Origin of the sequence: Salmonella sp. SAL03688, from assembly GCF_046551895.1 — a bacterium.
Lineage (GTDB): Bacteria > Pseudomonadota > Gammaproteobacteria > Enterobacterales > Enterobacteriaceae > Salmonella > Salmonella enterica.
The window spans coordinates 1-19,239 of the sequence record NZ_JBGDVI010000024.1; the positions used below are offsets into that span (position 1 = coordinate 1).

Consider the following 19,239-nt stretch of genomic DNA (forward strand, 5'->3'; position numbering starts at 1 on the left):
GTGCCTTAAGCGCTTTATCGAAATCGAAGGGCTGGGACATGTGTCATTCCTTTTTGATTGTATATTACTGGAATGACACAGAATTTCTAACACTCCCACAAGGACACGGCAACCAGTATTACCCTGGCGTGCAGTGGGATATGCGTGATTCCGCATGGCGCTATATCACTATCCTCGATCTGCCCTTCTCACTGATCTTCGATACACTGCTACTGCCGCTCGATATTCACCACGGGCCTTATGAGTAATTAACGCTCATCCCATTCGTCTGCCGCAGTACGGCCTTCCTCGGTATCAAGCGGGGGTTCAAGCTGGAATTCCCCTTCATCCCATTCATGCAAAGTATTCTCTTCCTGCCATTCCTGGCGGATCTCTATCTCATCATAATCGCCGTCAAACACGCTCTGCGCGGCTTCACCACTCAGCATCGGCAGACATTCGCCATCTGCACCTTCATCGGCGAAAAATTCGACCTGCCACATGATGTCCCCATCCTGCAGTACATATTTCTGAACGTTGAACTGCTGCACATTCGCTTCATCTTGTTCGAGGCCTGGATGGTCAGCCAGAAATTCTTCCCGGGCTGCATCGATAGCTTCTTCCAGCGTGGCATACATGGTCATCAGTGTCTCCCTTTGATTTGACGAGGTATTTAGGGAAAGAATAGCTGATTCTGTGATATTGCAAGTATGAAAGCGCAAAAATCATTCTATTGCCAGTCTGCGCCGTCGTAAGCTGTTCCATGAATAGATGGCATTGAACAACACCACGCCTGCCGTGACGCAGAATACGGCGCGGAAGCCATAGCTCGCGGAAATTGCGGCGCCCATGAGAGGGCCGGTGACGTTGCCGATATCGCGGAAAGATTGGTTGTAACTGAATATGCGCCCGGCTATCTGGTTGGTAGAGTTGTAAACCAGCAGAGTTTGAACGGCTGGCAGCAGCGCGCCATCCGCCGCGCCAAGCAGAAACCGCAATAGCGCGAGCTGCCACGGCGTTTGCACAAAAGACATTGGAATCAGCAGCAGTACGGAAATAATCAGCGCGACGATAAGGATCTTTTCCGGGCCAATTCTGTCGCCGAGCTTGCCGAGCCGGGGGGCGCTAAGTAATGCCGCCACGCCGGGAACGGACGCTATCATCCCGCTAATGAATGCAATATTACTGACATTTCCCGCGAGTTCGCGCACATAGAGCGTCAGGATGGGCGCAATAGACCCCGTCGCCACCTGAATAATCAGCGTGGTGACAAACAGGCTTAACACCAGGCGGGGATTTTTTAACGAGGCGACCACTTCCCGAACGTGAAGCATCTCTTTTTTGCTCACCGGCAGGAAATTCTCGCGAATAAAAAAGAAGGTGAGCAGAAAACAGATAAACAAAACGCTGGCGGTAATAAAAAAGACCGGGCGAAGGCCGTAATGGTCGGCGAGCAGACCGCCCGCAAGTGGGCCAAGCAGAGCGCCGCTGACGCCGCCAGTAGAGAGCGTCCCTAACGCCCAGCCGCTTTTATGGCGCGGCACCTGAGTGGCGATGAGCGCATTGGCGTTGGGAATAAATCCGCCCAGCAGGCCTAATAACGCGCGGAGGATCAGAAATTGCCAGATATTTTGCGCCATGCCCATTAACAGCATCACAATGGCCATGCCGAGAGCGGAACGCAACAGCATGATCTTACGCCCTTTACGATCCGCCAGGCCGCCCCAAAAAGGGGAAGCAATAGCTGAAAAGAGGAACGTAATACTAAAGACCAGCCCGGACCACATGTTGAGCGCGCTATGGCCTGTTACGCCGAGTTGCTCAACGTAGAGAGGGAGAAAAGGCATGACCAGGCTGAATGCCGCGCCGGTTAAAAAACAGCCCAGCCAGGTAACGGTTAGATTGCGTTTCCAGTTTATGGGGACATCAGAGGGTGACATAGCGTTCCACAGTATGATGCGCGGTTTGCGCTATCATCAATTTAATTATGAGCGTACTAATTATAATTATGCGCCGACCTTACCAGCCTCGCAATGTGGGGAGCTTTTAAAGCTAAAAGAGGGGAAAAATTGCAGCCTGACGGCTGCAATCCTGTCAATAGCGCGACGGTACGCCTTCAGGGCGAGTTTTAAAGCGGCGATGCAACCACATATACTGCTCTGGCGCCATCATAATGCACTGCTCAACAATCTTATTCATCCATGCGGCAGTCGCTTCTGCGTTCTCCAGCGGAGGCGAATATTCCGCAGGAAGAATGATCAGTTCGTAGCCTTTTCCATCGGGTTTACGGCGAGGCACGAAGGGGATAATACAGGCTTTAGACATGCGCGCGAGCATCCAGGTACCGGAGGTCGTGGCAGCCTGGTCGACAGCGAATAATGGTACAAAAACGCTGGCGCGCGGGCCGTAATCGTGATCCGGCGCATACCAGATCAATTCGCCGCTTTTCAATGCCTTAACCATGCCTTTCAGATCTTTGCGATCCAACATCGATTTATTGGAGCGTAAGCGTCCCCAGGTCTGTAACCAGTCGAGCAACGGATTATCATTCGGGCGATAAACTCCGATACCCGGGTTATGCATACCAAACATGCGGGCGCCAAACTCAAGGGTAAGAAAATGTATTCCTACCAGAATGAACCCCAGCCCCTGCGCCTTAACTTCACGGATATGCTCCAGACCGCTCGCTTCCATCCAGCGGTTCACTCGCCGATCGGGCCAGAACCAGGCCATGCCGGTTTCCATCACGCCCATACCGACGGATTCAAAGTTTTTGACCACCATGGTGTGGCGTTCCTGCGCGCTCATTTCCGGAAAGCATAATTCAAGGTTGCGATAGGCGATTTTCGCGCGGCGTTTCATTACGCGTCGCGCCAGGTGGCCCAATGCGCAACCCAATTTATAGATGACCGGGTAGGGGAGTTGCACGACCAACCAAAGCGCGCCTATACCCAACCAGGTTAACCAATAGCGCGGGTGCAGTAAGGCCACGGAGAACTTAGGCAACTTCGTCATTTCTATCCTGTCTTTCAACGAACAATTCCCCGTATTCTCGCATCTTTTTGCGTTGAGCAAAAATATGTAGCAGGAGAGTGGCGATTAAATCGACAATTGTTGTTAATTATTTAGTGTAAAGCAGGAAATGTAGCGCAAAATGTGTGGATGTAAATTGGCGAGACTTGCCTTATCATGCCTGCCCACTTTATTTTTTGCTGATTGCAGGATACGTACACCATGCCAGTGTTACACAACCGCATCTCTAATGACGAGCTGAAAGCCAAAATGCTGGCGGAAAGCGAGCCGCGTACGACAATTTCTTTTTATAAATATTTCACTATCGCCTCGCCGCAACAGACGCGGGACGCGTTGTATCAGGTGTTTACGGCGTTGGACGTTTTTGGTCGCGTTTACCTGGCGCATGAGGGCATCAATGCGCAAATCAGCGTGCCGCAAAGCAAGGTCGAGACCTTTCGTCAACAGCTTTATACGTTCGACCCCGCGCTGGACGGGGTGCGTTTAAATATCGCGCTGGAGGATGACGGAAAGTCATTTTGGGTGCTGCGTATGAAAGTTCGCGACCGTATCGTTGCTGACGGTATTGACGATCCGAGTTTTGACGCCAGTAATGTCGGCGATTATCTGAAGGCGGCAGATGTGAATGCGATGCTGGACGATCCTGACGCGGTCTTTATTGATATGCGCAACCACTATGAGTATGAAGTTGGCCATTTCGAAAATGCTCTGGAAATCCCGGCGGATACGTTTCGTGAACAGTTGCCAAAAGCGGTTGAAATGCTGCGGGAACATGCAGATAAAAAGATAGTGATGTACTGTACCGGCGGTATTCGTTGTGAGAAAGCCAGCGCCTGGATGAAACACAACGGTTTCAATAAAGTCTGGCATATTGAGGGTGGCATCATTGAGTACGCCCGTCGCGCGCGCGAGCAGGGGCTTCCCGTTCGCTTTATCGGCAAAAATTTTGTATTTGATGAGCGAATGGGCGAACGAATCTCGGATGAGGTTATCGCGCATTGCCATCAGTGCGGCGCGCCCTGCGATAGCCATACCAACTGCAAAAACGACGGTTGCCATCTGCTGTTTATCCAGTGTCCGCAGTGCGCCAGTAAATTTAACGGCTGCTGTAGTGAACAATGCTGTGAAGAGTTGGCCTTGCCGGAGGAAGAACAGCGCCGACGTCGTGCGGGTCGCGAGAACGGCAACAAAATTTTTAATAAATCTCGTGGTCGGCTTAATAGCAAACTGAGCATTCCCGATCCGGCTGAGTAATATCTTGCCGGATAGCAGCGTAAAGGCCGCTATCCGGCATTTCGCCAGGCGTTACTTCTGCTGAACGCCTTCTACTGAGATGATAAGCTCAACCTCTTGTGAGGCCGGGCCGAGATCGGTAGTTATATTGAAATCCTTCAGCTTAATTTTTCCTTCGGCCTCAAAGCCCGCGCGCTTACCGCCCCACGGATCGTCGCCCTGGCCCATCAGCTTCGCTTCCAGCGTCACCGGTTTAGTCACGCCATTGAGCGTCAGATTGCCGGTAATATCCAGTTCATCGCCCTCTTTTTTCACGCTGGTAGAGGTGAAGGTTGCCTGCGGGAATTTCGCAACATTAAGAAATTCCGCGCTACGCAGGTGTTTGTCACGTTCGGCATGGTTAGTGTCGACGCTATTGGTGTTAATGGTCACGTTCACTTTGTCGGCCGACGGATTTTTTTCGTCAAAAGTGAACGTGCCGTCGAAATCTTTAAAGGTGCCGTATAGCCAGCTGTAGCCCAGATGCTGAATGCGGAAATTGACGAACGCATGTTGGCCTTCTTTATCAATTTTATACTCCGCCGCCACGGCGGAACCGGTCGTGAATAACAAGGATGCGAGGGTGAATCCCAGCAGGTTCTTTTTCATTTTTGAGCTCCATAGTCAGATGACGACATTCCTGTCATACGTTTCAGTGTGTCGTCTTTATCGATGAAATGGTGTTTTAGCGCCATAACCCCATGCGAGAGCGAGATAATGACCAGCGACCAGGCAAACCACAGATGCAGCGTTCCGGCGATGTCAGCCTGCGCGCCCGCGTCCGTAAGCGTGGCCGGAATCTCAAACCAGCCAAAGACGCTAATCGGTTTACCGTCGGCGGTGGAAATCAGGTAGCCGCTAATGATTATCGCAAAGAGCAGGAGATACAGGAGGAGATGACCCGCGGCGGCGCCAGCGCGCGTTAAACGGGAATAGCTGGTCAACGCAACGGGCGGTGGCGAATAAAGCCGCCAGATAATACGCACGATCAGCGCCATCATCAGTAACATGCCAATACTTTTATGTATTTCCGGCGCCTGGTGATACCAGCCGTCGTAATAACTGAGCGTGACCATCCATAAACCCAACGCAAACATGCCATAGACCACCAGGGCGGTCAGCCAGTGGAGCGCGGCGGAAACCACGCCATAACGCTGTGGAGTATTTTTAAATTGCATAAACACACCAATGAATATTTCACGAGAGAATGAAAATGGCGTGGAAAAGCGTCGAATGCAACTTATAAATAAGAATTTGAATGATATTTATTTTTATTTCAATAATTTTGATGTTGTTTGCGGTTCAGCTTCAGAAGTTTCGAGATATTTCACTCCTGTAACCGCGCAACGGCAGGAACTAGCATTATTGTCGTGCTTCAACGTTATGAAATAAAAAGTGAGGAATTTTCAGGAAGTGTCAGTTAACGTCAATGAAAAGCAATCAGAAGAAAAGGAGATAAACAATATCCATCACCGCCAGCAGCGACCAAAGAATAACGTAAAGCATGAAATGTTCGCGAATATTATTCATCAGAAAATGAAAGAGACGACGCATAGCTTACCTTAATAAACAGCCCCTTTACGGGGCCGACAAATTATTGGCTAAAACGGGAAAGCCGGAACGGCGTCAGATCAAAGGAGGGCGTTTTTCCCAACGCAAAATCCGCAGCGATTTCTCCTAACACCGGGGCGAATTTAAAACCATGTCCGCTGAGTCCAGTGATGACAAGCGTGTTCTCATGGCCAGGCAGCGTATCGATAATAAAATCCTCGTCCGGCGAATTATCATAGGTACATGCCGCCCCATGTAAACAACCGCCGATACCCGGCAGTACGTTACGCAGGAAAGGAAATGCTTCCGCGCCATCGCTGGCAACGGCGGCAAAGGGCTTGCGCTCTTCCGGAGCCTGTATTAGCTGTCCGCCATTGTGTTTGCCGATTTTTAACTCGTCGTTTTCCGCCGGGAAGCCGTAATATTGATCGCCGTTGGGCATTTCGCCGGTAAAGGCCGGAAAGCGGTTTTTAGTGCTGTAACGTCCATCCGCCTTAAACCAGGCAAAAACTTTACGTACGGGCTGAACGGGCAGCTCCGGTACCAGCGCTTTGACCCAGGTGCCCGCGCTAATTAGCGCCTTGCTGGCGTGGTAGCTGCCTTCACTCGTCTCTATCGTCACACCGTTATCATCATGGTGAATATGGCTTACCGGGCTGTTAAATAGCTGTGCGCAGCCTGCTTCTCGGGCCAGACGAAGCCATGTGGTAATGGCTAATTCGCTGCGCAGGAAACCGGAGTCAGCTTCAAACAGCCCGATATAATTTTCGGGCACGCGAATTTCCGGCCAGCGCGTCATGAGGGCCGTCGCGTCCAGGCGCTCGACGTTCAATTGCCACTGTTGCGCGCTTCGTGCGACGTTGGCTAAGAAAGCGGAATCGGCCGGGCCGAGGTTAACGACGCCGGAGCGGACAAAAATAGGCTCTTCATTGTGTGTGGAGAGTTCATCCCAAAGTGCCTGGGCGCGAAGCACCAGTGGGACATATTTTTCGCCTTCACCATAAGCGTGGCGGATAAGACGGGTATCGCCGTGGTGGCTGCCCTGTTGATGAGGCGGCATATGCGCATCGGTCATCAGGACCTTTAGCCCGGCGCGGGTGGCGTAATAACCAGCGGCGGCGCCAACCGAACCGCTGCCGATAATAATAAGGTCGTATTTCATCAGCTTCTCTCTGCTATCGCGATGATTTCAGGGTAAATAACTGCGCTGAGATATACAAGCCAGAAATAAGTGAGGCACCTTACGGTGCCTGAGAGAGGGGGAGCGCGTCACGCTAATGGCGACGATACTCGTTTTCCTGGTAATCGCCTGATTCTATTTTGGCGATGCCGGCTTCTAATATTGAAATAAATTGCCTGGCTACATCTGTTGTTAACCAGAGCGTTTGACCAACTTCAGTCCCTTCCGGTTCCGGACGATTTGGGGTCTGGTAGTGTAAACGCAGCATCAGCGCATCATAGCTATCGACGGTGCTGATGTCCCATCCTACAAGCGGATGGGTCTGAATGACTTCATTATTCTTTTCCATCATGCCCCCCTGGTACGTGTTATAAGACAACGGTTCTCGAGGTTCAATGCGTGTTTTTCTTCTGAAGCAACTTCAGTATACCAATTAATAAGGCTATTCACTGCGTTTTTAAAGAGACCGGAGGATAAATTTCTCTTTTTAAGAATTATATGAACAATAAAGCGGCAGTTCATTCATATTTTTTTAGGATGTTGTGCAATTATTTTGACGGTCAGGCGAAATATTCATCAGTTGCGCAAATAAAAAAGCCGGGGCGACCCGGCAAACATACATCACTGCATATCATTTTTTATTCATTGATGAACCAGTCATCAGCGCTCTCCCAGGTCTCCTGGAGAATCTCGCTAATGCGTTCTTTGTCCTCTTTTGATGCGCCAATGACGGACAAGTTGTTGGCGGTAGCGTAACGCACGGTGACGTTACCCAAATTCTCAGGAAAATGATGGCTAATACGGCGGGAGAGTTCGCCCGCCAGCGCATCAATCGCACCGGCAGGCAGAGGTGACGTTTTGGCTATAGTGACTTCAATACGCATAATGGCCCCCTGTTGAATATACTGGATATATATACAGTTAAATCCAATATATAGCAACAGGTAAGCGCATTTTTTATTTTTTTACTGACCAGCGTACTGTTTCACCCGCTAAAAAAGGCACCAGCGAATCATCAGCCAGCGCGATATTTTCCGGTACCTGTTGTTCATCGCGAACCAGTTCCACCCACCCCGTATTCACCGGCAGGCCATAGAATTGCGGGCCATTCAGTGAACAGAACGCTTCAAAGTGCGCCAGCGCGTTCATTTCCTCAAACACGGCGGCATAACTGCCAAGGGCGGAGGGGGCGTTGAAACAACCGGCGCAGCCGCAACTGGTCTCTTTACGATGACGTGAATGCGGCGCTGAATCCGTCCCCAGGAAGGCGCGCGTAAAACCACTGGCAACCAGTTCGCGTAACGCCTGTTGGTGAATATTGCGTTTCAGAATCGGCAGACAGTACAGGTGAGGACGAATGCCGCCGACCAGCATATCATTACGGTTAAACATTAAATGTTGAGGCGTAATGGTAGCCGCCAGGTAGTCGTTGCCGTCACGTACATACTGCGCGGCATCTTTGGTCGTGATGTGCTCAAAGACCACTTTAAGCGCGGTCAGACGCTGGCGTAGCGGTTCCATTACGGTGTCGATAAAACGCGCTTCGCGATCGAAGATATCAACATCCGCATGGGTCACCTCACCGTGGACCAGCAATGGCATTCCGAGTTTTTCCATCCGCTCCAGTACCGGCATGATAGCGTCGACTGACGTTACGCCATGACTGGAGTTAGTGGTGGCATTGGCCGGGTAAAGCTTAGCCGCAGTAAATACGCCTTCATGGAAACCACGCTCCAGTTCATCGGCATCGAGCGAATCCGTTAAATAGCAGGTCATTAACGGCGTGAAATCATGCCCGGCGGGCACCGCATCGAGAATACGCTGGCGGTAGGCGATCGCTGCATCAACGGTCGTGATGGGGGACGCCAGGTTCGGCATCACGATAGCGCGACCATAAATTTCGCTGGTATAGGGTACGACCGTTTTTAACATGTCGCCATCGCGAAGGTGAACGTGCCAGTCGTCCGGGCGGCGGATCTTTAAAACCTGGGATGGTGCAGTCATTAATAAGCTCCGGCTGAGGAATAGTCTTTTTGCCGGAAACAAAGGATAAGCGGAAACGTTTTCGTTTGCACGTAAAAAAAGGGCGCGAGCGCGCCCTCCGAAATCAATTGGTGAAAGGAATAACGATTTCACCAGGTTTAACTTCAATGCCTTTCGCGAGTTTCTTCGCTAACGCTTCGCCTTTACTGCTGTCCTCACGCAACACGTAAGCGGGCCGCTGGTTAAAGTAGCTACGTAAAGACTGATTTAAATAAGGCAGGAGCGTTTGTAGCACCGATTGCATTTTCTCCGGCGTCACGGTGGCGTCTACTACTTCCATCTCCTGAAGATAGATGGCGCCTTTTTCTTTATCAAAGACCGGCAGGGCTTTTAGCTTGAGTTTCATCGCCGCTTTTTGACTGCCAAACAGGGAATTCATATCCAGCCTGGCATCGCCAGTAAGGGTGACTTTATTAGGCTCTTCCCGACCAATCTGGCTGGCAAGATTAGTCAATACGATATGCGCGTCGGCAATGCCGGGCAGACCAATATCTTTTGAGAAATTATTCCGTTTTTCAAGCGCTTGATTGATTTCTTGTTCGCTAATGGTGTATTGCGTAAGTTGATTACAACCCACTAACAGGCCGCTAACTACCAGCGCAGCGGCAAAAAAAAACTTTTTCATGGCGTTCCTTAGCATGTTGCCTGTGCCCTAATCTTGACACAAAGCAGTATGTCGCGCCAGCGGACATGGCGCCACTAGAAAAAGCTGAAAAAGGCGGCAAGAAAGGGTTGCCGCCTGGCGGGCGTTAGATAGCCATTGAGGAGAGTAAATTAATTTGCGTCTGCTTTGCCATATTATCGCGATAGTCCGCGACTTTTGTCGGCCAGTGAATACCGGCGACCAGCGTCAGATTACGCAGAAGCGGAAACAGATGAATATCATCTTCCGATAATTCGCCGTTAACGGCGTTGGGCTGTACGATGAGTTTATCCAGCAAACGTAAATCATCGCCGATCTTTTTAATCAGTCCGGCAGAGTGCGCAAGATGGTTGTCAAAACTGCCAGATGAGGCTTCTTTTTTGCGGATAAAATACTGGCGCGCCGCAGGGGTAGAAAATTCATCGAAAGCGGATTTTGCAAATCGCGGCAGCAGTAGCTGATTAACGTAACCGTTAACTTTGCGCAACCACTCTTCAATGGCTGGATTGCGTTTCCCGGTTAACAGCGGTTTGCCGTCGAGGTTGTCGACATAATGTACAATATCCATACTTTCAGGAAGGTAGCGACTATCATCTTTTTGCAGGATGGGCACCATCTTTTGACCAATCATCCGGGTGGGCGTCGCCTCGTCGTCATTTTGTAACACGTTAAGTTCAACGGGGATGTTCTTCAGGCCGAAAATCATGCGGGCTTTAACGCAGAAAGGGCAATGATCGTAAATATAAAGCTTCACGTTTCTCCTCCATTTGACTGTCGGTATCTGACCAGTATGGAGGAGATAGCGACAGGTATCAAATCAGGCGCCGGGTTCCAGCATCCGGCGCGGCGTGCGTTTATGACTAAATTGCCAGCCTAAAGCCAAAAAGGTGATGAAACCGATAATACCGAGCATCATCCACGGTAGTTCAGGCTGCGCAAACGCTTTACCCATATCAAACAACCAGCCGCCGCCGATATAACCAATCGCGCCGCCAATGGCTAATCCCAGACGGCTAAAGCCCATATAGCTTCCCCGCGCCCTCGCGTCCGCGAGCGACGCGCTGAGCGTTTCGCGCGCCGGTTCGGCGATAACCGAGCCGATGTAGAAAGCGCAAATAAGCGTAAAAAGCTGCTGTAAATTGCCCACCATCCCGATGGGGAGCATGCTCAGCGACATGACGAGCAAACCGGCCATCAGCCGATGCTCCAGCCGAAAACGCTTTTCGCTCCAGCGGGCAATCGGGTAGAGCAACGTCAGCGAGAGACACGCCTCTATAGCGTACATCCATTTCACGGCAGCAGGCGAACCGGCGATATCGTTTACCATAATCGGCAACATTAACATGACCTGTACCGCCAGCATATAGTAGCCCGCCAGCGTCAGCACGTAGGTGACAAACCTTTTATCGCTCATGACGCGGCGCATTCCTTCACGCACCGGCGTTCTGACCGTTGATAGCTTCCAGGCCGGAAGCAGCCATGCGTTGAAAAGGGCGCATAATATGAACAAAATAGCGCCCGTCGCGCAGACCAGGCGAAAATCGTATTGTAGCAACCAGCTTCCCAGCAGCGCGCCAATCACCGCGCCCGCGCTGTCCTGCATCATCAACAGAGAGAAGAAGCGGCCCCGTTGCTCCGGACGAATTAATTTGACCACCAGCGCTGAACGCGGCGGGTCGAAAAGCGTACCGCCGAGACCGGAAAGAAAGCAGGAAAACCACAAGAGCCAGGGCTCATGCGCGATACCCATGGTGGCAAAGCCTGCGGCGCGCATCAGCATACCGGTGACAATCATCGGTTTCGCGCCAAAGCGATCGGCGATGGCGCCGCCAAAAATGCCCAGACCTTGTTGAATAAACTGACGCAGGCCGAGCGCGATCCCTACCATTACGGCAGCCCACCCCATTTGATCGACAAAGCGAATAGAGATGAGCGGGAAGACGACGAAAAAACCCAGCACCACCAACATGTTATCGATGAGAAGAAAATATTTACCCAGGTTCCTCGCCTGCGAGACGCGCGACATTTCCCCTCCCGGGAAATAAAAGATGAGCGTCTTCTATTCTGCGGCGGCGTTTCGTTTTTTCCTACCGTTAGCGGGACAATATTTTTTTATCAAAAGTCCTTTTTAATCGAGAGTTTTCATCAAAAAGTGGCAGCAATTCAAAAAATGACGATTTGCGCTTTTCACAGAGCCTGGTTGCGCAGGTATAGTAATGTTACTGGCGTGCTGAAGACGTTACAGGAAGGAGTAGGTATAGAATGTTTGGCTATCGTAGTAACGTGCCAAAAGTGCGCTTAACCACCGATCGTCTGGTGGTACGTTTAGTGCATGAGCGTGATGCCTGGCGTCTGGCCGATTATTACGCGGAAAATCGTCATTTTTTAAAACCCTGGGAACCGGTCCGTGATGAAAGTCATTGTTATCCTTCAGGATGGCAGGCGCGTCTGGGAATGATCGGTGAATTTCACAAACAGGGCTCCGCCTTCTATTTCGCGCTACTTGATCCGGAAGAAAAAGAAATTATCGGCGTGGCGAATTTTTCCAATGTGGTGCGCGGTTCTTTTCATGCCTGTTATCTGGGCTATTCCATTGCGCAGAAGTGGCAGGGGCAAGGGCTGATGTTTGAAGCCTTAACCGCTGCGATTCGCTATATGCAGCGCACTCAGCATATCCACCGTATCATGGCGAACTATATGCCGCACAACAAACGTAGCGGCGCGTTGCTGGCGCGGCTTGGCTTTGAAAAAGAAGGCTATGCGAAAGATTACCTGTTGATTGATGGACAATGGCGCGACCATGTCCTGACGGCGTTAACCACGCCGTTATGGACGCCGGGGCGTTGAGCGGCTTACGGAATGAGAGGCAAAGGGAGAAAACGATGAAATATGAATTAACTGCCACTGAAGCGCGAGTGATTGGCTGTCTGCTGGAAAAGCAGGTGACAACGCCGGAACAGTATCCGCTTTCCGTCAACGGGGTGGTGACAGCCTGTAATCAGAAAACCAACCGTGAACCGGTGATGAACCTGACGGAACAAGAGGTACAAGAACAGCTCGATAACCTGGTGAAACGCCACTTTTTGCGTACGGTCAGCGGGTTTGGCAATCGCGTCACCAAATATGAACAGCGTTTCTGTAATTCCGAATTTGGCGATCTGAAACTTAGCGCGGCGGAAGTGGCGCTTGTCACTACGCTGCTGCTGCGCGGCGCGCAAACGCCCGGCGAGTTGCGTAGTCGGGCGTCGCGGATGCATGAATTCAGCGATATGGCGGAAGTTGAATCCACGCTGGAACGGCTTGCCAGTCGTGAGGACGGCCCGTATGTCGTCCGTCTGGCGCGTGAACCGGGTAAGCGCGAAAGCCGTTATATGCACCTTTTTTGCGGCGACGTCGATGAACTGTCTCTCCAGACGTCTGCGCCGGAAAGTGCGTCGGGCGATCTTCAGTCGCGCGTCGAAGCGCTGGAAAGCGAAGTGGCGGAGTTAAAGCAGCGGCTGGATTCTTTGTTAGCTCACCTGGGAGAGTAATGTGAGAACATTACGGATTGGCATTGTCGGATTAGGCGGTATTGCGCAGAAGGCCTGGCTGCCGGTATTAACCAACACCGCCGGATGGACGCTACAGGGCGCCTGGTCTCCTTCGCGGGATAAAGCCTTACGTATCTGCGAAAGCTGGCGCATACCGTATGTGGATTCGCTGGCGAATTTAGCGTCCGGCTGCGATGCGGTCTTCGTCCACTCCAGTACCGCAAGCCATTATGCCGTGGTCAGCGAACTTCTCAATGCCGGCGTCCATGTCTGCGTGGATAAACCGCTGGCGGAAAATCTACGTGATGCCGAACGGCTGGTGGCGCTGGCGGCGCAAAAAAAATTGACGCTGATGGTTGGCTTTAATCGCCGTTTCGCGCCGCTGTACCGCGAACTGAAGACGCGCCTCGGTACTGCGGCGTCACTGCGTATGGATAAACATCGTACCGATAGCATCGGGCCGCACGACTTACGTTTTACTTTGCTCGATGACTATCTGCATGTCGTGGATACCGCTCTGTGGCTGGCGGGCGGCGAGGCGCGCCTTGCCAGCGGCACGTTGCTCACCAGCGAGTCCGGCGAAATGTGCTATGCGGAACATCATTTTTCCGCCGACAAACTACAAATTACCACCAGTATGCACCGGCGCGCCGGAAGTCAGCGTGAATCGGTCCAGGCCGTCACCGACGGCGGGTTGTATGACGTGACGGATATGCGTGAATGGCGCGAAGAGCGCGGGCAGGGTATTCTCATCAAACCCATTCCGGGTTGGCAAACGACGCTTGAGCAGCGTGGTTTTGTCGGATGCGCGCGGCATTTCATTGACTGCGTACAAAATCAGACGGTTCCGGAAACGGCGGGGGAACAGGCGATTTTGGCCCAGCGCGTCGTGGAGGCGCTGTGGCGGGACGCCATCAGCGAATAACCCTCTGTAACATCTGGCGGTAGTAATTCATCGTAATCCAGGTACTATACCCTCAATAATTCGAGTTGCAGAAAAGCTAACGCACATGCAGCTCGAAGTATGGCGGGTATATATGCCCACTCTACATAATACCTCTTTTCACAGTGAATAATGGCAAACCGTAGGGAGTCTGTAAGGCCTGATAAGACGTTTTAACGTCGCCGTCAGGCGCGGTGATACAGCCGGATACGGCAGAAGTTGCGTTATCCGGTCGATGGATCAGCCATGCAGGAGTTTTACGCCAGGGTCTGGAATACAAAAGAAATGAATTTATTGAAATCGCTGGCTGCCGTCAGCTCGATGACTATGTTTTCACGCGTGTTGGGCTTTGCCCGTGATGCGATTGTCGCCAGAATTTTTGGCGCAGGGATGGCGACCGACGCCTTTTTTGTGGCGTTTAAACTCCCTAATTTACTACGCCGGATCTTTGCCGAAGGCGCTTTTTCTCAGGCCTTTGTGCCTATCCTGGCGGAATATAAGAGCAAGCAGGGTGAAGAAGCGACGCGGATCTTTGTCGCTTACGTTTCCGGCCTGTTGACGCTGGCATTGGCCGTCGTGACGGTGGCCGGTATGCTGGCCGCCCCGTGGGTGATTATGGTAACCGCGCCGGGTTTTGCCGATACTGCGGATAAATTCGCGCTGACGACGCAACTGCTGCGGATTACGTTTCCCTATATTCTGCTGATCTCGCTGGCTTCACTGGTTGGCGCCATTCTCAACACCTGGAATCGCTTCTCTATTCCTGCTTTTGCGCCGACATTTCTTAATATCAGCATGATCGGTTTTGCATTATTCGCCGCGCCATACTTTAATCCGCCGGTGCTGGCGTTAGCCTGGGCAGTCACCGTCGGCGGCGTGCTGCAACTGGTGTATCAACTTCCGTATTTGAAAAAGATCGGTATGCTGGTGCTGCCGCGCATTAACTTTCGCGACACTGGGGCGATGCGGGTGGTCAAACAGATGGGGCCGGCGATTTTGGGCGTTTCCGTCAGTCAGATCTCCCTTATCATCAATACCATTTTCGCCTCGTTTCTGGCCTCCGGCTCGGTCTCATGGATGTACTATGCCGATCGGTTGATGGAGTTCCCGTCCGGCGTGCTGGGCGTGGCGTTGGGGACCATCCTGTTGCCGTCATTGTCGAAAAGCTTTGCCAGCGGCAATCATGATGAGTACTGCCGCCTGATGGACTGGGGGCTGCGTTTGTGCTTTTTACTGGCGTTGCCGAGCGCGGTAGCGTTAGGCATTCTGGCGAAGCCGCTGACGGTCTCGCTGTTTCAGTACGGTAAATTCACCGCCTTTGATGCGGCAATGACGCAGCGGGCGTTAATCGCCTATTCGGTGGGGCTGATTGGCTTGATCGTCGTAAAAGTGCTGGCTCCGGGCTTCTATTCTCGCCAGGATATTAAAACGCCGGTGAAAATCGCCATCGTGACGTTAATCATGACGCAGTTAATGAACCTGGCGTTTATTGGACCGCTGAAACACGCCGGGCTGTCGCTCTCTATTGGTCTGGCGGCATGTCTCAATGCGTCGCTGCTGTACTGGCAACTGCGCAAACAGAATATCTTTACGCCACAACCGGGCTGGATGTGGTTCCTGATGCGTCTGATCATTTCCGTACTGGTGATGGCTGCCGTATTGTTCGGCGTGTTGCATATTATGCCGGAGTGGTCGCAAGGGTCGATGTTATGGCGTTTGCTACGTTTGATGGCGGTAGTGATTGCGGGTATCGCGGCCTATTTCGCCGCGCTTGCCGTGTTGGGCTTTAAAGTGAAAGAGTTTGTTCGCCGGACGGCGTAAATTCAGTGCCTGATAGCGCTGTGCTATCAGGCCTACAAGGCATTCAGGCCGGAAAGGCGCAACGTCGCCATCCGGCAATGATTAGATAGAAATTTTTTTACCGCCGCGGTGAGAGACGGAAGTCTGACCGTCAGCCCCGTACAAGGTCGGCTCCTGGTGAGGTTTCAGCACCTCCAGCGCCTGTTGATTACGCTCGATTTGCCCTTCCAGCAGCCAGCCGTTGTGCTGGTTGAGGTCGCGAAGATGCTGCGTTTTTTCGGTAATCGCCTGCCAGCGCTCTGCAATGTCATCGTTTGCGCTACGCTGCGCATTCTGCTCCAGACGGCGCTGTTGTTCCAGATAATCCAGCGTCGCCAGCAACGAGCTTTTTTCTTCTGTAATACGCTGTAGCTGGCTGCCGTTAATCTGGCCTACGGAAAGCTGTTGTTGCTCGGCGTCCATCACCGTCTTCAGGTCATTCAGGACGGTGGTCATCTGGTCAAGTATTTCTGACAAACGAGTCATACGCTTATTTACTCTGTAAGTAGCTCTGCGCCTCGCGAATGAGCGAGTCTGCTATTTTTCCCGTATCCATTTTTAACTCACCGTTACGGATAGCCGTTTTTAATGCTTCGACGCGTTCCATATTAATGTCGCTGACGCCTGGCTGCATGAGCTTCGCTTGCGCGTCGCTTAACGTTACGCTGGCGCTCGTCGCGGCGGACGTTTTTTCCTGACGTGTTTTTTGTACCGGCGTGTCGCTGGTTTCGCGCGTCTGGACAGTGCTAACGGGTTTCAAAGGTGAGGTACGGTCAATGCTCATTTATTTATCCTCATCGAGGGTTACGTTGTAGCGGCCAGCTACCATCATGGTTGAATATCTCATCGGCAGCCGCGACAAAATCTTTACACAATTATAGGTTAATAAGAATATTCCCATCAGAATCGACGGTTCCACTCACGATTTGACCCGATGTCATGCGCACGCGCGCATTTTGCGCGACGGCGGCATTATTCATCGCCTGACCTTCCGCATTGACGCTGAACCCCTCGCCATTGGCGATGACCTGTACTCGTTGCCCCGCTTTGACGCGCCAGGCCTGACGTATCATCGTAAGCTGTACCGGCTGCCCGGGAGCGAGATCGCGCAAACTGACGGCATCCTGAATCTGACGGATATCCAGTACCGTCCGCGGCGGTAACTGATCCAGCCTGCCACGTTTTAGCGTGACGTTGGCCGGCGTCAATTTTCCGCCGCGCGCGATGGGCGCGTCAACGGCGACATAATTGCCGGTCGCTTGCACATTCACCTGCAAATAACGTTTTTCATTGGCGCAGCGCGCCACCACATTGACGTTGCCCCACAGCTTCGCGCTGCCCATCATGCTGAAGGCTGGCTGCTCGCAGCTCGGCAGCAGATTGGGCGATGAACGGAGCGTGACAACCACCTCGTCGCTGAAGCCAGCCAGACGCTGGGAAAACCACGTGGCCAGCTGGGCGTTGATGTCCTGCGCCATTGTCAGGGGGCTGAACAGCAAAGCCGCCACGGCGAATCCTCGTTTTAACGTTTGCATGGTACTTCCCCCTGGTTGATGTCATGACAGGATTCTACCCGTGTGAAGCAAGCATCAACGCAATAAATAGCGACGCATTTTGCGTTTATTCCGGCGATAACGCGCGCGTGAAGGCATTTAAGCTGTCGGCTGAATTTTGCCATTTGCGGAGGAGATATGCTCGACAGGCTCGATGCCGCCTTACGATTTCAGCAGGAAGCGCTAAATCTGCGCGCGCAACGTCAGGAAATATTAGCGGCGAATATCGCCAATGCCGATACGCCGGGGTATCAGGCGCGCGATATTGATTTTGCCAGTGAGTTAAAAAAGGTGATGGTGCGTGGACGGGAAGAAACCGGCGGCGTCGCGTTAACGTTGACTTCCTCTCACCATATTCCCGCCCAGGCGGTCTCTTCTCCCGCAGTGGATCTGCTTTATCGCGTACCCGATCAGCCTTCTTTGGATGGTAACACCGTAGATATGGACAGGGAACGTACGCAGTTTGCGGATAACAGTCTCAAATATCAGATGGGGCTTACCGTTCTGGGTAGCCAACTCAAAGGCATGATGAATGTGCTACAGGGAGGAAACTAATTCGTGGCGCTGTTAAACATTTTTGATATTGCCGGATCGGCGCTTGCCGCGCAGTCCAAGCGGTTGAACGTTGCGGCCAGTAACCTGGCGAATGCGGATAGCGTCACCGGCCCGGACGGACAGCCTTATCGCGCCAAACAAGTGGTTTTTCAGGTGGACGCCGCGCCGGGTCAAGCCACTGGCGGGGTAAAGGTCGCCAGCGTGATTGAAAGTCAGGCACCGGAAAAGCTGGTTTATGAACCAGGCAATCCGCTGGCGGACGCTAATGGTTACGTCAAAATGCCCAACGTCGATGTGGTCGGCGAAATGGTTAACACGATGTCAGCCTCGCGCAGCTATCAGGCAAATATCGAAGTCCTGAATACCGTAAAAAGCATGATGCTTAAAACGCTGACATTAGGCCAGTAAAGGAGGCGCGTATGTCTATTGCCGTAAATATGAATGACCCGACCAACACGGGCGTCAAAACGACGACCGGCAGCGGATCGATGACCGGAAGCAACGCTGCCGATCTGCAAAGCAGTTTCCTGACCTTACTGGTCGCGCAATTGAAGAACCAGGACCCGACTAACCCATTACAAAATAATGAGTTAACGACGCAGTTGGCGCAAATCAGTACCGTGAGCGGCATTGAAAAACTGAATACGACGCTGGGGGCTATTTCCGGGCAAATCGATAATAGTCAGTCCCTACAGGCGACCACGCTGATTGGACATGGCGTTATGGTGCCTGGCACCACAATTCTGGCGGGTAAAGGCGCGGAAGAAGGGGCCGTGACGTCCACGACGCCGTTTGGCGTGGAATTGCAACAGCCTGCGGACAAAGTGACGGCAACCATTACCGATAAAGATGGCCGGGTGGTACGGACGCTGGAGATCGGTGAGTTGCGAGCCGGGGTACACACCTTTACCTGGGATGGTAAGCAAACGGACGGAACAACGGTACCGAATGGTTCTTACAACATTGCGATTACCGCCAGCAATGGCGGGACGCAACTGGTGGCGCAGCCGCTGCAATTCGCTCTGGTACAGGGCGTGACGAAGGGCAGTAACGGCAACCTGTTGGATCTGGGTACCTACGGCACCACCACACTCGACGAAGTTCGGCAAATAATCTAA

General features: G+C 52.2%; 24 protein-coding genes and 1 pseudogene. 9 read left to right on the forward strand and 16 right to left on the reverse strand.

All coding sequences use genetic code 11. The features are described 5' to 3' along the window. Nucleotides 1-89: 89 nt before the first annotated feature. Nucleotides 90-248 (forward strand): annotated as a pseudogene (locus ACLJR2_RS19720) (YceK/YidQ family lipoprotein); the annotation flags it as partial. Here ACLJR2_RS19720 and ACLJR2_RS19725 read toward each other — a convergent pair. The 3 genes from ACLJR2_RS19725 to ACLJR2_RS19735 all read right to left on the reverse strand — a co-directional run bounded on the left by ACLJR2_RS19725 (nt 249) and on the right by ACLJR2_RS19735 (nt 2,994). Further along, on the reverse strand, nt 249-623 hold the full coding sequence (locus ACLJR2_RS19725; RefSeq protein ID WP_001534912.1) for a MysB family protein: 375 nt from the start codon (nt 621-623) through the stop codon (nt 249-251). 81 nt (nt 624-704) lie between these two features. Further along, entirely contained in the window at nt 705-1,919 is a 1,215-nt protein-coding gene (gene mdtG / locus ACLJR2_RS19730; RefSeq protein ID WP_000075053.1) for a multidrug efflux MFS transporter MdtG, read from the reverse strand. A gap of 154 nt (nt 1,920-2,073) precedes the next feature. Beyond that, complete coding sequence (locus tag ACLJR2_RS19735; protein ID WP_000163972.1) at nt 2,074-2,994, reverse strand: Kdo(2)-lipid IV(A) acyltransferase; 921 nt, start codon at nt 2,992-2,994, stop codon at nt 2,074-2,076. Between the two features lie 219 nt (nt 2,995-3,213). On the opposite strand from ACLJR2_RS19735, the gene ACLJR2_RS19740 reads away from it, so the two are divergent. Then, on the forward strand, nt 3,214-4,266 hold the full coding sequence (locus tag ACLJR2_RS19740) for a rhodanese-related sulfurtransferase (RefSeq protein WP_001144639.1): 1,053 nt from the start codon (nt 3,214-3,216) through the stop codon (nt 4,264-4,266). Between the two features lie 51 nt (nt 4,267-4,317). On the opposite strand, the gene ACLJR2_RS19745 is transcribed toward ACLJR2_RS19740, so the two are convergent. The 10 genes from ACLJR2_RS19745 to mdtH form a co-directional block, all read right to left on the reverse strand. Beyond that, nucleotides 4,318-4,893: a YceI family protein gene (locus ACLJR2_RS19745; protein WP_000739886.1), complete on the reverse strand. Its 576-nt coding sequence runs from the start codon at nt 4,891-4,893 to the stop codon at nt 4,318-4,320. After that, nucleotides 4,890-5,462 carry a cytochrome b gene (locus tag ACLJR2_RS19750; RefSeq protein WP_001159791.1) on the reverse strand — a complete coding sequence of 191 codons (573 nt, stop codon included), beginning with the start codon at nt 5,460-5,462 and terminating at the stop codon, nt 4,890-4,892. Before ACLJR2_RS19750 ends, ACLJR2_RS19745 begins: the two co-directional genes overlap by 4 nt. A 262-nt stretch (nt 5,463-5,724) precedes the next feature. Then, nucleotides 5,725-5,838 (reverse strand): YceO family protein, encoded by a 114-nt coding sequence (locus ACLJR2_RS19755; RefSeq protein ID WP_001253282.1) that lies wholly within the window; start codon nt 5,836-5,838, stop codon nt 5,725-5,727. A 40-nt stretch (nt 5,839-5,878) separates the two neighbouring features. Beyond that, nucleotides 5,879-6,997 (reverse strand): N-methyl-L-tryptophan oxidase, encoded by a 1,119-nt coding sequence (gene solA / locus ACLJR2_RS19760; protein ID WP_000872770.1) that lies wholly within the window; start codon nt 6,995-6,997, stop codon nt 5,879-5,881. Nucleotides 6,998-7,109: 112 nt separating this feature from the next. Continuing rightward, nucleotides 7,110-7,364: a biofilm formation regulator BssS gene (gene bssS, locus ACLJR2_RS19765; RefSeq protein ID WP_000414441.1), complete on the reverse strand. Its 255-nt coding sequence runs from the start codon at nt 7,362-7,364 to the stop codon at nt 7,110-7,112. Nucleotides 7,365-7,653: 289 nt separating this feature from the next. After that, complete coding sequence (gene dinI, locus ACLJR2_RS19770) at nt 7,654-7,899, reverse strand: DNA damage-inducible protein I (RefSeq protein ID WP_001217763.1); 246 nt, start codon at nt 7,897-7,899, stop codon at nt 7,654-7,656. Between the two features lie 73 nt (nt 7,900-7,972). Next, the gene (gene pyrC / locus ACLJR2_RS19775) at nt 7,973-9,019 is read right to left on the reverse strand and encodes a dihydroorotase (RefSeq protein WP_000126587.1); all 1,047 of its coding nucleotides are present in this window, start codon (nt 9,017-9,019) and stop codon (nt 7,973-7,975) included. 103 nt (nt 9,020-9,122) lie between these two features. After that, entirely contained in the window at nt 9,123-9,683 is a 561-nt protein-coding gene (locus ACLJR2_RS19780) for a lipoprotein (RefSeq protein WP_000713052.1), read from the reverse strand. A 124-nt stretch (nt 9,684-9,807) separates the two neighbouring features. Beyond that, a complete protein-coding gene (grxB, locus tag ACLJR2_RS19785) occupies nt 9,808-10,455 on the reverse strand; it encodes a glutaredoxin 2 (protein WP_000780893.1) in 648 nt (215 codons plus the stop codon). A gap of 63 nt (nt 10,456-10,518) precedes the next feature. Next, nucleotides 10,519-11,727 (reverse strand): multidrug efflux MFS transporter MdtH, encoded by a 1,209-nt coding sequence (mdtH, locus tag ACLJR2_RS19790; RefSeq protein WP_000092177.1) that lies wholly within the window; start codon nt 11,725-11,727, stop codon nt 10,519-10,521. Between the two features lie 236 nt (nt 11,728-11,963). Here mdtH and rimJ point away from each other — a divergent pair, with 236 nt between their 5' ends. From rimJ to murJ, 4 genes are all read left to right on the forward strand, one after another. Continuing rightward, nucleotides 11,964-12,548 (forward strand): ribosomal protein S5-alanine N-acetyltransferase, encoded by a 585-nt coding sequence (gene rimJ / locus ACLJR2_RS19795; RefSeq protein WP_000468204.1) that lies wholly within the window; start codon nt 11,964-11,966, stop codon nt 12,546-12,548. Nucleotides 12,549-12,583: 35 nt separating this feature from the next. After that, a complete protein-coding gene (locus tag ACLJR2_RS19800; RefSeq protein ID WP_000873047.1) occupies nt 12,584-13,231 on the forward strand; it encodes a YceH family protein in 648 nt (215 codons plus the stop codon). A 1-nt stretch (nt 13,232) separates the two neighbouring features. Then, nucleotides 13,233-14,156 carry a Gfo/Idh/MocA family protein gene (locus ACLJR2_RS19805; protein ID WP_001259725.1) on the forward strand — a complete coding sequence of 308 codons (924 nt, stop codon included), beginning with the start codon at nt 13,233-13,235 and terminating at the stop codon, nt 14,154-14,156. A gap of 303 nt (nt 14,157-14,459) precedes the next feature. Beyond that, a complete protein-coding gene (gene murJ / locus ACLJR2_RS19810; RefSeq protein ID WP_001537775.1) occupies nt 14,460-15,995 on the forward strand; it encodes a murein biosynthesis integral membrane protein MurJ in 1,536 nt (511 codons plus the stop codon). Nucleotides 15,996-16,076: 81 nt separating this feature from the next. Here murJ and flgN read toward each other — a convergent pair whose 3' ends face one another. The 3 genes from flgN to flgA form a co-directional block, all read right to left on the reverse strand. Further along, complete coding sequence (gene flgN / locus ACLJR2_RS19815) at nt 16,077-16,499, reverse strand: flagella biosynthesis chaperone FlgN (RefSeq protein WP_000197547.1); 423 nt, start codon at nt 16,497-16,499, stop codon at nt 16,077-16,079. Nucleotides 16,500-16,503: 4 nt separating this feature from the next. Beyond that, nucleotides 16,504-16,797 carry a flagellar biosynthesis anti-sigma factor FlgM gene (gene flgM / locus ACLJR2_RS19820; protein WP_000020893.1) on the reverse strand — a complete coding sequence of 98 codons (294 nt, stop codon included), beginning with the start codon at nt 16,795-16,797 and terminating at the stop codon, nt 16,504-16,506. 91 nt (nt 16,798-16,888) lie between these two features. After that, on the reverse strand, nt 16,889-17,548 hold the full coding sequence (flgA, locus tag ACLJR2_RS19825) for a flagellar basal body P-ring formation chaperone FlgA (RefSeq protein WP_001194073.1): 660 nt from the start codon (nt 17,546-17,548) through the stop codon (nt 16,889-16,891). Nucleotides 17,549-17,704: 156 nt separating this feature from the next. Here flgA and flgB point away from each other — a divergent pair, with 156 nt between their 5' ends. Genes flgB through flgD form a run of 3 tightly spaced genes read left to right on the forward strand, consistent with a single transcriptional unit; the run spans nt 17,705 to nt 19,239 of the window. Then, a complete protein-coding gene (gene flgB / locus ACLJR2_RS19830; RefSeq protein WP_000887043.1) occupies nt 17,705-18,121 on the forward strand; it encodes a flagellar basal body rod protein FlgB in 417 nt (138 codons plus the stop codon). 3 nt (nt 18,122-18,124) lie between these two features. Beyond that, nucleotides 18,125-18,529, forward strand: a complete 405-nt coding sequence (flgC, locus tag ACLJR2_RS19835) for a flagellar basal body rod protein FlgC (RefSeq protein ID WP_001196448.1) — start codon at nt 18,125-18,127, stop codon at nt 18,527-18,529. Nucleotides 18,530-18,540: 11 nt separating this feature from the next. Beyond that, nucleotides 18,541-19,239, forward strand: a complete 699-nt coding sequence (flgD, locus tag ACLJR2_RS19840; protein ID WP_000020450.1) for a flagellar hook assembly protein FlgD — start codon at nt 18,541-18,543, stop codon at nt 19,237-19,239.